This is a genomic window from Duganella sp. SG902 (genome assembly GCF_013376005.1).
Lineage (GTDB): Bacteria > Pseudomonadota > Gammaproteobacteria > Burkholderiales > Burkholderiaceae_D > Rugamonas.
Genome location: NZ_JABMJK010000006.1, coordinates 23,284 through 35,513, shown reverse-complemented (window position 1 = coordinate 35,513; position 12,230 = coordinate 23,284). Strand labels below are relative to the sequence as shown.

The following is a 12,230-nucleotide window of genomic DNA, read 5'->3' as shown; positions in this document are numbered from 1 at the left end:
GATCTGAATCAGTACGTAAAATACCTCGAAATCCTGCATTGAGGAAGATCAAACAAAGTAGTTCGGTGTCCGAATGTCAGAGCTGACCCCGAATTTCTGGGGTATGCGTTTTTTGCATTAGCTAATTCGGAATTCGCATTTGGTGTAAACTGTCGGCATTTCGGAACTTGGAACGACGATGCTGCACTGGTTGAAGAACTATCGGCGCGACCAGCTTCCCGGCGATGTCAGCGCCGGGCTGGTGGTGGCGATGATGATGATCCCGCAGGGCATGGCGTATGCGATGGTGGCGGGATTGTCGCCGGTGGTCGGCATCTATGCCAGCATCCTGCCGCCCATCGTCTATGCGCTGTTCGGCAGCAGCATGACGCAGTCGGTCGGCCCGATGGCGATCGTCTCGCTGATGACGGCCGCCGTGATCGGCCCCATGGCGCCCGCCGGTTCCGCGCTGGCCGGCGTGCTGGCGGCGCAGCTGGCGCTGGTGTCGGGCGCGGTGCTGCTGCTGTGCGGCCTGCTGCGCATGGGCTTTCTCGCCAACTTCTTCTCGCGCCCCGTGATGAGCGGCTTCACCGTCGGTTCGGCCATCGTCATCGCTTTCGATCAGGTGCACACGCTGCTCGGCGCGGAACTGCCGCACTGGCATGCGCCCAGCGCCGCGCTGGGACTGGGCGCGCTGGCCTTGCTGGTGCTGGCGCGCTTTTACGGCGCCGCGCTGCTGAAGCGCTGCGGCCTGCCGCCGGCGGCCGCCGATATCGGCGCCAAGCTGGCGCCGATGCTGGTGGTGCTGGGCGGGATCTGGCTAATGTCCAGCACCGGCCTGGCCGGGATGGGCGTGCGCACCACCGGCGCGATTCCGGCCGGCCTGCCGCATTTGAACCTGGCCTCGTCCAGCGCGCACTGGCGCCCCTTGCTGCAACCGGGCCTGCTGATCGGCTTTATCGTGTTCCTGATGTCGATGTCCGGCGCGCAGGCGCTGGCGCTCAAGCGCAATGAGAAATTGGTCAGCAATCATGAGCTGATCGGCCTGGGCGCGGCCAATGTGGCCAGCGCGCTGTCGGGCGGCTTTCCGGTGACCGGCAGCCTGTCGCGCTCGGCTGTTAACTTCGCGGCCGGCGCCAACACGCCGTTGGCCAGCCTGATCACCGCCGTGCTGCTGGCTTGCGCGCTGCTGGCGCCGACCGGCTGGCTGGCGCTGTTGCCGTTGCCGGTGCTGGCCGCCACTATCATCGTCGCCGTGCTGGGCATGCTGGAACTGGGCATCTTGCGCACCGCCTGGGAGTACGATCGCGGCGACGCGCTGGCCTGGGGCGCCACCTGCCTCGGGGTGCTGGTGCTGGGAGTGGAGGCGGGCGTGATCATTGGCGTGGCGCTGTCGATGGGCACCCTGATCTGGCGCGCCAGCCGGCCGCACATCGCGGTGCTGGGCCGCATCGCCAACAGTGAGCATTTCCGCAATATTGAGCGCTATCCGGCCGAAACCCAGCCGGCGCTGCTGGTGCTGCGCATCGACGCCAATCTGTTCTTCGGCAATGTGGAGGCGGTCAACGAGCGCATCGAGTGCGAACTGGCCACCCACCAGAGCGCGCGTCACCTGGTGCTGGTGATGACGGCGGTCAGCTCGATCGACACCACGGCGCTGATGGCGTTGTCGGAATTGAACCAGAGCCTCAAACGCCGCGGCATCGGCATGCACCTGGCCGAGGTCAAGGGGCCGGTCATGGACCGGCTGCGCCACAGCACGCTGCTGCAGGACCTGAACGGCAAGCTGTACCTCAGCACCGCCAACGCCTGGGACCAGTTACATTCCGCTAAGGATGTTGCTTGAGCGCAAATATACATGGACTTCATGCCAGTTTGAACCTATGATCCAAGTCGTAACCCACGCAGATTAACCCCAGAGAATGGTTTGCCGATGTTGGTCCGACTCGCCCGCCGCCTAGGTAAGGTCTCTATCGCCGTTTTCGTCAGCGTGACGCTGACCGCCGTGGTGACGCTGGTGCTGACGACGTTTGCGCTGTATTTCTACCAGGTGGAGCGCGCCCAGCGCTGGGAACAGCTGCACAAGACCTTGGCCAACAGCGCCGATGAACTGGCCGCCGCCGTGGCGCTGCCGGCCTGGAATTTTGACGAAACCCAGATCGTCACCATCATGAAGAGCGGTTTGAGCAACCGCGACCTGTACGCCAGCGCGGTGGCGCCGGCGGCCAGCACCCGGCCCTTCATCCTGACCCGTAACGAGCAGGCGCAGTTGGTGCCGACCGAGCGCCTCCCCTCCGATCCCGAGTTGTTGTCCGAGCAGCGGCCCATCGTGGCCGGCGGCCAGAATATCGGCACCATCACGGTGTACGCGTCGCCGGCGCTGCTGATCGAGCAGCTGCGCCAGCGCCTGTACGCCATCGCCGGCCTGATTTTCGTGCTGGACGTGACGCTGGTGCTCAGTCTCTATCTGCTGCTGTGGCAGCTGATCCTCAAGCCGCTGACCAATATCGAGCGCTACGCGGCCAGCGTCAAGGCGGGCCAGAATCCGGGCGCCTCGCCGCCGCGCGACTGGTACACCGGCGAACTGAAAACGCTCAACGCCTCGATCCGCGAGATGGTGCGCCTGATGGAGAGCCGCTACGTCGCCATGCACGCCAGCGAGGAGCGCCTGCAGATCGCCTCGAGCGCGGCCGCCATCGGCATCTGGGACTGGAATATCGTCACCGACGAGATGGTGTGGGATGAGCAGATGTACCGCCTGCACGGCCTGGAAGGCCGCACGCTGCAAAAGCCGTTCGACACCTGGCGCAAGATGATGCACCCGGACGACGCGATTCCGACCGAGATGCTGCTGCGGCAGGCGCTGGACGGCAGCGCCGAATTCGATGTCGAGTTCCGCCTGATCTGGCCGGACGGCTCGCTGCACTACCTGAAGGCCGACGCCATGGTGTTCCGCGACGCCGAGGGCCAGCCGATGCGCATGGTGGGCGTCAACTACGACGTCACCGCCAGCCGCACGGCGGAGGCGGAGCTGCGCCGCCACCGCATCCACCTAGAGGAGTTGGTGGCCGAGCGCACCAACGCGTTGTCGGTGGCGGTGCGCCAGGCGCAGGCGGCCAACCGCGCCAAGAGCACCTTCCTCGCCAACATGAGCCACGAGCTGCGCACGCCGCTCAATTCCGTGATCGGCTTCTCGCGCCTGATGGCGGACTCCAAGAACATGCTGCCGGAGGAGAAGCGCAACCTCGCCATCATCCACCGCTCCGGCCAGCATCTGCTCACGCTGATCAACGACATCCTGGAATTGTCCAAGATCGAGGCCGGGCGCGCGGTGCTGCAAACGGAGGTGGTCAACCTCAACGACATGCTGCAGGAAGTGATGGACATGGTCAGCATGCGCGCCGGCCAGACTGGCGTGGAACTGGTGCTGGACAGCGTCGGCCTGCCGGCCAGCGCGCGCGTGGATGGCACCAAGCTGCGCCAGGTGCTGCTCAACCTGATGTCGAACGCGGTCAAGTTCACCGGCCAGGGCCGGGTCACGCTGCGGGTGCGCGGCAGCGCGCGCAACGGCGACTGCGAACTGGCGTTCGCGGTGATCGACAACGGTCCCGGCATCGCGCGGGAGGACCAGGCGCGCATCTTCGAACCCTTCATCCAGGCCGAAGGGCCGGGCGCGAAGGAGGGAACGGGCCTGGGCTTGACGATCTCGCGCGAGTTCGTCCAGCTGATGGGCGGCACGCTGGCGCTGCAGTCGACGCCGGGCGCCGGCGCCACCTTCCATTTCACGGTGACGGTGCAGGTGACCGACGAGGCGCCGTCCGCCGGCGAGGAGGAGGTCAGCGCGCTGGAGCCGCAGCAGCGCCGCCGCATCCTGGTGGCCGACGACAACGCCGACGGTTGCACGCTGCTGGAAAGCCTGCTGAAGCCACTGGGCTTCGAGGTGGCGGTGGTGGGCGACGGCGCGCAGGCGCTGGCCATGGTGGACGTCTGGCAGCCGCACCTGGTGTTCATGGACTGGCGCATGCCGGCGCTGGATGGCCTGAGCGCCACGCGCCGCATCCGCGCCAACCAGGACGGCCCGCAGCCGCGCATCGTGATGCTGACCGCGTCCGCCTTCGCCGAGGAACGCGAGGAAGCCCTTGGCGCCGGCGCCGATGAGTTCATGCGCAAGCCGGTCGAACAGGAGCGGTTGTACGCGGTGCTGGAGCAGCAATTGGGGCTGCACTTCGTGCGCCGTCACCTCGGCATGCGGCAGCTGGCGCCGGCGCCGCTGGTGCGCGCGGACCTGCGGCGCCTCGATCCGGCCCTGCGCGAGGAGTTGAAGACGGCCTTGCAGGAGTTGAACCTGTCGCGCGTGAACGCGCTGCTGGCGCCTTTGCCGGCCGAACTGGCCGAGGTGGTGGCGCGCATCGAGCACATGATCCAGCTGCACCAGTACCCGCAGCTATGCGCCTTGCTGGACGAGGCGGGTAATGAATTGGAGTCCCCAGCCTGACGGGTATATCATAGTGTAGTTGAGCGGTTGACTAGGCGAGAGAGTTTTACATGCACCGGGATTTGTCGGAACAACACACCAAGGGCGAAGTGCTGATCGTGGAGGACACGCCGGCCTCGCTCAAGCTGCTGAGCGACCTGCTGACGGAGGCCGGCTACTACGTGCGCCAGGCGCCCAACGGCGAGCTGGCCCTGTGGACCGCGCAATCGCGTCCGCCGGAGCTGATCCTGCTCGACATCCGCATGCCCGGCATCGACGGCTTTGAAGTATGCCGCCGCCTGAAGGCCACGCCGGAGCTGGCGCAGGTGCCGGTGATCTTCCTGTCGGCCCAGCACGACACCGACGACAAGGTGCGCGGCTTCGAGCTGGGCGCGGTGGACTTCATCGCCAAGCCTTTCCAGGCCGAGGAAATCCTGGCCCGCACCGACGCCCACGTCAAGCTGGGGCGGGCGCAGAAGGCGCTGGCCAGCGAGCGCGCGCTGCTGGAGGAGCGCGTGGCCGAACGCACGGCGGAACTGGCCAGGGAAGTCGAGCAGCGCCGCGCCAACGAGGAGTTCCTGCGCCTCGCCAGCCAGGTGTTCGAGGCCACCCAGGACGCCATCGTCGTGACCGACCGCGACGCCCGCATCGTCGCCACCAACCCCGCGTTCACGCAAATCTCCGGCTACACCGCCGAGGAGGTGAAGGGCCAGAACGCCGGCCTGCTGTACGCCGGCGAGCATGACAGCTCGTCGTTCGGCGCCATGGTGCAGTCGGTGGTCACCACCGGCCACTGGTCGGGCGAGATCCTGGCGCGCCGCAAGAACGGCGACACCTATCCCGGCCTGCTGAGCGCTTCCGTGGTGCGCGACGAGCAAGGCCACGTGGTCAATCACGTGGCCGTGTTCATGGACATCACCGAGCGCAAGGCCGAGCAGCACCTGATCGACTTCCTGTCCAACCACGACGCCCTGACCGGCCTGCCGAACCGCATGCTGGCGCGCCAGCGCTTCGTGCAGACGCTGGCCGCCGCGCGCCGCGAGGGCCGCTGCGTGGCCGTGATGTGCCTGGACCTGGACCGCTTCAAGAGCATCAACGATTCGTATGGCCATGACATGGGCGACAAGGCGCTGCAGGTGGTGTCCAAATATCTGAGCGAGACCGTGCGCGAGGGCGACACCGTCACCCGCCAGGGCGGCGACGAGTTCCAGATCATCGTCGATGACGACACCCAGCTCACCGCCACCATCGCGCTGGCGCAAAAGATATTGGCCGGCTTGCGCAAGGAACTGGTGATCGACGGCCAGCAGCTCACCGTCACCTCCAGCATCGGCATCGCCGTCAGCCTGACCGATGGCGAGAGCTTCGATGAGCTGGTGCGCAACGCCGACACGGCGCTGTTCCGCGCCAAGGAGATCGGCCGCGATAACTACGCCTTCTTCACCGAGCGCATGGACGCGGAGATCCGCGACAAGCTGGCGATCCAGAGCCAACTGCGCGGCGCGATCGCGCGCGACGAGTTCGAAGTCCATTACCAGCCGCAGGTCTGCCTGAAGACCGGCGCCATGGTCGGCGCCGAAGCGCTGCTGCGCTGGGACAACGCGGTGCTGGGCAAGGTGCCGCCGAACCGTTTCATCCCGCTGGCCGAGGAATATGGGCTGGTCAACTCCATCGGCGAGTGGGTGCTGGAAAGCGTCTGCGCGCAGATGAAGCTGTGGCACGATGAGGGCCTGGGCCAGATCAAGGTCGCGGTCAATCTGGCGGCGGGGCAGTTCGCCAACGATGCCACCGTGCCGTACGTGGAAAGCACGCTGCGCAAGTTCGGCGTGGCGCCGGAATATCTGGGCCTCGAAATCACCGAGGGCACGGTGATGGGCGATCCGAACAAGGCGGTGGCGGCGCTGCGCCGCCTGAAGGACATCGGCGTCAGCATCTCGCTGGACGACTTTGGCACCGGCTATTCGAGCCTGAGCTACCTGAAGCGCTTCCCGATCGACGTGCTGAAGATCGACAAATCCTTCGTCGACGACGTCACCACCAACAGCGCCGATGCGGCTATCGCGCTGTCGGTGATCTCGCTGGCGCACAACCTGAATATGCGCGTGATCGCCGAGGGCGTGGAGACGCGCGAACAGGTGCGGTTCCTGACCGAGCGCGGGTGTGACGAGATGCAGGGGTATTATTTCAGCCGTCCGGTCAACGCCGAAAGCTTCACCGCGCTGCTGCGCGAGCGCCGTAATTTATTGAACATGTAATCGATCTGGAGATCTATGGATAAGAAGTTCAGCACCGCCATCGCCGGTGCAGTCATGCTGGTTTGCCTCAACGCCGGCGCCGCCGCGCCGGCCGTCAAGCCCGGCCCCGCCGACGCCCAGTTCAAGGCGGTCTACACGCAGGAATGGAAATGGCGCCTGAGCCAGAGGCAGGAGGACGGCGAGGATGACAACGACAGCGGCGTCTCGCCCTCGTTGCCACGCATCGACGCCGCCACCCAGAACAAGCGCCTGGCCTACTGGCAGGGCGTGATGAAAAAACTGGACGGCATCAAGGAAGCCAGCCTGTCGGCGCCGGAGCGCATCAACTACCAGGTGTACAAGGCGCAGATCGCCGCCCTCATCGCCGCCCAGCAGTTCCGCGAATACGAAAAGCCGCTGAACGCCGACACGGCCTTCTGGTCCAACATGGCCGGCACCGCGCGTCGTCCGATGAGCAAGGAAAAGGAGTTCCGCGACTACCTGAAGCAACTGGCCGACGTGCCGCGCTACTTTAACGAGGAAATCGTCAACATGCGCGCCGGCATGGCGCGCGGCTTCACGCCGCCGAAAGTCACGCTGGTGGGCCGGGACGGCTCCATCACCTCGGTGACCGAGGCCAAGACGCCTGAGGACACGGTGTTCTACCTGCCGTTCAAGAGCATGCCCGCCTCGATGCCGGCCGCGCAGCTGCAGGAGCTGCGCGCGCAGGCGGTGAAAGTGATCCGCGACACGGTGATCCCGGCGCACCGATCGCTGCTGAAATTCATGCGTGAGGAATACGTGCCGGCCGCGCGCGAGGAGCTGGCGGCCGAGAGCCTGCCGGACGGTAAGGCCTACTACCAGTCGAAGATCGTCGAATTCACCACCACCTCGCTGACGGCGGACCAGATCCACAACATCGGCCTGGAGGAAATGGCCAAGATCCGCGCCGAGATGCAGGACGTGATCAAGCAGGTCAAATTCGATGGCGACCTGCCGGCCTTCCTGCAATTCCTGCGCACCGACCCGCGGTTCTACGCCAAGACGCCGGAAGAGCTGCTGATGCGCTCCGCCTGGGTGGCCAAGAAGTTCGACGGCAAGGTGTCGCAATACTTCGGCTACCTGCCGCGCCGCCGTTTCGCGGTGATCCCGGTGCCGGACGACCAGGCGCCGTTTTACACCTCGGGCCGTGGCGGTCCGGGCGTCTACCTGGTCAACACCTACAACCTGCCGTCGCGTGCGCTGTACAGCATGCCGGCGTTGACGCTGCACGAATCGGCGCCGGGCCACGCCTTTCAGATGCCGATCGCGATGGAACAGAAGGGCCGTCCGCCGTTCCGCAATGCCTATATCTCGGCCTACGGCGAGGGCTGGGCGCTGTACAGCGAACGCCTGGGCGTGGAGATGGGCATGTATGAAACGCCGTACGAGATCTTCGGCATGCTGAGCTACCAGGCCTGGCGCGCCTCGCGCCTGGTGGTGGACACCGGGCTGCATAGCAAGGGCTGGACGCGCAAACAGGCGCAGGATTACCTGCGCGAGAACACCGCGTTGTCCAATCACGAGATCGAGACGGAGGTGGACCGCTACATTTCGTGGCCGGGCCAGGCGCTGTCCTACTATCTGGGCGAGATGAGCATCATCAACGCGCGCAAGAAGGCGGAGAAGGCGCTGGGCCAGAAGTTCGACATCCGCGCCTTCCACGACACCGTGCTGCAACTGGGCTCGGTGCCGCTGCCGGTGCTGGAGGCGCGCATCGACCAGTTCATCGCCGAAGGCGGCAAGAGCCCATATCCGGACCTGTAGTGACAAAGTGCGTATTTCGGGGTACTGTCGAGTAGCTACAATAACGCAACTCTGACTTTCCCCGGTTTCGCCTTGAAAAATACTCTCCTCGCACTCACCACGGCCGGCGCTTTGCTGGCCGCTCCCGCCTACGCCGACGAGGCCAGGCAGCTTCCTGAACTGCTCACCAAGGAAAACATCGCCACGCTGTCGCAGGCGATGAAGGAACTGCGCGCGGCGCAGGGCAATGAGCGCAACATGGTCAAGCTGCTGGATACGCAGGCCAAATTCGAGTTTTCGCCGGAACTGCGCCCCAAGCTGAAGGAAATCTTCGGCACCGAACGTCCGTTCCCGATGCAGCGCGTGCCCGGCGCCAAGGGGCAGGTCAACTACGTCGCCAAGCTGGCGCCATATCTGTGGGTGCAGGGTAACGGCACGGACTTCAGCTGGACCGAGCTGACGGCAAACATCTCGACCGACAAGGCCGGCCGCGCCATGAACGCCACGATGGCCTGGCCTTCGCTGGTGATCGCGCGCCAGGAAGGTTCTGCCAGCGTGCAGAACATGAGCATGACCTCCCGCCAGCTGCGCGGTGCCGATGGCGTTTCGTACGGCACGGCGACCTTCGGCATCGGCGCCATCATCGTGCGCGACGCGGCGGTGGGCGGCAAGGACGCCAAGGAGTTGGTGCGCTTTGAAGACATGCAGGCGCGTTCGGAGTCCGTGCGTCGCGGCAGCATGGCGGAAATCGGTTACCGCTCGTCCACCAAGGCGATCGTGTTTGGTGGCGAGCGCGTCGAGCGCGCCAATATGGCCTTCCGCCTGACCAATATCCCGGCCAAGGCGCTGGCGGAACTGGACCAGTCGCTGCGCGCGCAGGAGGGCAGCCAGCTGGCGCCTGAGGCACAGCATGCGCTGATGATGCGCAGGATGAAGGACTTCGGCAAGCGCCTGATCCAGGCCGGCGCCGTGCTCAATCTGGAAGACATCAGCGCCGCCTATCGCGGCAATGTGGCGGCGATCAAGGGCCGCGTCACGTTCCAGAAAGTGGTGGAAGCGGATCTGGACGACATGTCCGCGCTGATGAAAAAAATGGTGGCGCACTTTGAGGTGCGCGTGCCGGTGGCGCTGATCCGGGACATCGGCCGCGCCATCATCGGCAAGTCGGTGCCGCCGGATACGCCGGACGCCGCCAAGCAGGTCGAAGCCGGCGCCGATGCCATGGTGAGCGGGGTGGTCGGCAAGGCGGTGACTGGCGGTTTCGCCGTGGTCGAGAAAGATGAGCTGCGTTCGAACATCGATTTCAAGAACGGCCAGTTGACCATCAACGGCAAAGTCATCGATCTGCCGAAAGTGAACGTCAATCTCGGCGCCAAGCAGGCGCCGAAGGAGTAAGCGGCTAGGCGGCCGCCCGGTAGCAGGCGTCGTTGGCGCTGGCGCGCACCGACAGGGGCTGCCCGTCGCCAAGCAGCGTCACCATCGCCGGCACGTCCATGCCATTGATGGCGGCCTGGAAGCGGCGCACCAGGTCGCGGTTGAGTTTTTCGCCGCAGTCCGGGTCTGTTTCCGCTGCGGCCTGCCGCAGCCGGCGCCGCGCGCGTGCCAGATATTGGCGTGCATTCGCCGGCCTGGTGCCGAGCGCCGTGGCGATATCGGCGTGTTCGCATTCAAACACCTCGTGCAGCACCAGGGCCAGCCGCTCGGCCGGCGACAGGTGTGACAGCATGCGCGCCAACGCCTCGCCCAGCTCCGCGCGGCGCAGCAATTCATCTTCCGGCAGCGCGGGCGCGACTTCCGGCGTCAACTCGGCGGCGACGTGCGCCGCCGCATCCCGCGCGCGTTTGCGCAGGCGGTCTATCGATTGGTGTTGCACCACGGTGGTCAGCCATGCGGCCGGTGTGGCCAGCGTGGCCAGGTCAACGCTCCGCCATTTGAGAAAACAGTCCTGCACGATATCCTCGGCCTCGGCGTCGCTGCCGACGATGCGGCTGCTGATCGCCGTCAGGCGAGGGCGCAGTTGTTCGAACAGGACGGCATCCATGGCGAATCTCCGGTAATGGCTGGCCACTCTTGACGCTTGGCGGGGCGCGGATGTGACACGCCGGCGGAATATTTTTGCGGCGGTCACACGGCGCAGGCCCCGGGCGTCAAGCGGGCAGTGATTCCACTTTACCGCAAAAGGACCGCCATGAACGCACTGATCCCCACCGTCATCGAACAAACAGGCCGCGGCGAACGCGCCTTCGACATTTACTCACGCCTGCTGAAGGAGCGCGTTATTTTCCTGGTGGGGGAGGTGACCGAACAATCGGCCAACCTGCTGGTGGCGCAGTTGCTGTTCCTGGAGTCGGAGAATCCCGAGAAGGATATTTCGCTGTACATCAATTCGCCTGGCGGCTCGGTGTACGCGGGCATGGCGGTGTACGACACCATGCAGTTCATCAAACCGGACGTATCGACCCTGTGCACCGGCTTTGCCGCCAGCATGGGCTCCTTCCTGCTGGCGGCGGGCGCCATCGGCAAGCGCTACGCCTTGCCGAACGCCCGCATCATGATCCATCAGCCGCACGGCGGCTCGCAGGGCGTGGCGGCCGATATTGAAATCCAGGCGCGCGAGGTGCTGTACCAGCGTCAGCGCCTGAACACCATCCTGGCCGAGCGTACCGGCAAGACGCTGGCGCAAATCGAAAAGGACTCGGACCGCGACAACTACATGTCCGCCCAGGAAGGTGCGGCGTATGGTTTGATCGACAGCGTGCTGACGGCGCGCGCGCCGGACTGATTCAGTTCTTGAACTGGACCGTGAACGGGAAGCGCATCGCGCAAGGCTTGCCGTCGCACCGCGCCGGCGTGAACTTCTGGTTGAACAGGAGGATCTTGACGACATCCGTCAACTGCGCGCTTGGCGAAGCGTAGGTGGTGATGGCGGTGGCTTTGCCGGCGGCGTCGACGTCGACGATGGCGCGGAATTCGCCTTGCGCCAGGGCGTTGCTCTGCGCCTTTGACAGCCAGCGCATTATCTCCGCTGTGCCTTTCTCAGGATAGGGCGGTATATCGTCCGCGTGCAGGAAAGGGTATTGCCGGCGGAAGTGCTGTTGCTGCTGAGGCGTCATCTCGGCATAGCCTTTGTCAAACGGCACGGCGGTCCCATATGCCAGGTCCTCGGGGAAACGCTGGAGGCTGTTCAAGGTGTTCCCCTTCACCCTGAACCTTTGTACTTCGCCCTCATCCTGCGGCGGCGGCACGAAGTCGCGCGCGTGGATGGTGCGCATGCCGCCGGCATAGGTGATTTTTCCGTCGCCTTCGCCTGGCTGGCCGTCCCGCCAGGGGCCGTCATAACTGCCGCCCAGAGGGAAATTGGCCACGCCGCGTCCTTCACGCAGGCCGGCGCGCCACTCGCCGTCGTAACGCGTGCCGTCTTTCTCGATGGCGCTGCCTTTGCCCTCGCGCAGGCCGTTCTTGTACTGGCCCTCGTATTGTGCGCCGTCCGCGGTTTTTTCGTAGCCCTCGGCCATCATGCCTTGCGCCATGCGGCCCTCAAAGCTGGCGACCTGCCGCTGCTTGACGAAGCGCAGCAAGACGCCATCGCCCTCGGCGTAGCCGTTGGCACACGGGCCTTTCCATTCGACGGTTTCGCCAGCCAGTTCCACCTTGGCGGGCAGAATGACGCGGCAATTTTCGGCGCCGACTGTGGCGGCTTGTGCGCCGCCGAAAGCCAGCAGCGCGAACAGGGTGGAGAGATGTAATGTTGACATGCA

8 protein-coding genes are annotated in these 12,230 nt (G+C 65.3%); 6 read left to right on the top strand and 2 right to left on the bottom strand.

Annotation, left to right across the window (positions count from 1 at the left end; all coding sequences use genetic code 11):
• Positions 1-178: 178 nt before the first annotated feature.
• From FHW83_RS14510 to FHW83_RS14490, 5 genes are all read left to right on the top strand, one after another.
• Complete coding sequence (locus tag FHW83_RS14510) at positions 179-1,825, top strand: SulP family inorganic anion transporter (RefSeq protein WP_176647082.1); 1,647 nt, start codon at positions 179-181, stop codon at positions 1,823-1,825.
• Positions 1,826-1,912: 87 nt separating this feature from the next.
• Entirely contained in the window at positions 1,913-4,474 is a 2,562-nt protein-coding gene (locus tag FHW83_RS14505) for an ATP-binding protein (protein WP_176647081.1), read from the top strand.
• A gap of 50 nt (positions 4,475-4,524) precedes the next feature.
• Entirely contained in the window at positions 4,525-6,708 is a 2,184-nt protein-coding gene (locus FHW83_RS14500; protein WP_176647080.1) for a GGDEF domain-containing response regulator, read from the top strand.
• A 15-nt stretch (positions 6,709-6,723) separates the two neighbouring features.
• Positions 6,724-8,493, top strand: coding sequence for a DUF885 family protein (locus tag FHW83_RS14495; protein ID WP_176647079.1), 1,770 nt, complete (start codon positions 6,724-6,726; stop codon positions 8,491-8,493).
• Between the two features lie 72 nt (positions 8,494-8,565).
• Positions 8,566-9,867 carry a DUF945 family protein gene (locus FHW83_RS14490; RefSeq protein ID WP_176647078.1) on the top strand — a complete coding sequence of 434 codons (1,302 nt, stop codon included), beginning with the start codon at positions 8,566-8,568 and terminating at the stop codon, positions 9,865-9,867.
• A gap of 4 nt (positions 9,868-9,871) precedes the next feature.
• Here FHW83_RS14490 and FHW83_RS14485 read toward each other — a convergent pair whose 3' ends face one another.
• Positions 9,872-10,513 carry a sigma-70 family RNA polymerase sigma factor gene (locus FHW83_RS14485; RefSeq protein ID WP_176647077.1) on the bottom strand — a complete coding sequence of 214 codons (642 nt, stop codon included), beginning with the start codon at positions 10,511-10,513 and terminating at the stop codon, positions 9,872-9,874.
• A 147-nt stretch (positions 10,514-10,660) separates the two neighbouring features.
• Between FHW83_RS14485 and clpP the strand changes: the two genes are divergently transcribed.
• Positions 10,661-11,254 carry an ATP-dependent Clp endopeptidase proteolytic subunit ClpP gene (clpP, locus tag FHW83_RS14480; RefSeq protein WP_176647076.1) on the top strand — a complete coding sequence of 198 codons (594 nt, stop codon included), beginning with the start codon at positions 10,661-10,663 and terminating at the stop codon, positions 11,252-11,254.
• Position 11,255: 1 nt separating this feature from the next.
• Here clpP and FHW83_RS14475 read toward each other — a convergent pair whose 3' ends face one another.
• Positions 11,256-12,227 carry a hypothetical protein gene (locus FHW83_RS14475; protein WP_176647075.1) on the bottom strand — a complete coding sequence of 324 codons (972 nt, stop codon included), beginning with the start codon at positions 12,225-12,227 and terminating at the stop codon, positions 11,256-11,258.
• Positions 12,228-12,230: the final 3 nt, after the last annotated feature.

What these genes read in the sequence shown, in the direction of transcription:
- FHW83_RS14510 (WP_176647082.1), top strand. Translation starts at nt 179, where the DNA reads ATGCTGCACTGGTTGAAGAACTATCGGCGCGACCAGCTTCCCGGCGAT.
- FHW83_RS14505 (WP_176647081.1), top strand. Translation starts at nt 1,913, where the DNA reads ATGTTGGTCCGACTCGCCCGCCGCCTAGGTAAGGTCTCTATCGCCGTT.
- FHW83_RS14500 (WP_176647080.1), top strand. Translation starts at nt 4,525, where the DNA reads ATGCACCGGGATTTGTCGGAACAACACACCAAGGGCGAAGTGCTGATC.
- FHW83_RS14495 (WP_176647079.1), top strand. Translation starts at nt 6,724, where the DNA reads ATGGATAAGAAGTTCAGCACCGCCATCGCCGGTGCAGTCATGCTGGTT.
- FHW83_RS14485 (WP_176647077.1), bottom strand. Translation starts at nt 10,513, where the DNA reads ATGGATGCCGTCCTGTTCGAACAACTGCGCCCTCGCCTGACGGCGATC.
- clpP (WP_176647076.1), top strand. Translation starts at nt 10,661, where the DNA reads ATGAACGCACTGATCCCCACCGTCATCGAACAAACAGGCCGCGGCGAA.
- FHW83_RS14475 (WP_176647075.1), bottom strand. Translation starts at nt 12,227, where the DNA reads ATGTCAACATTACATCTCTCCACCCTGTTCGCGCTGCTGGCTTTCGGC.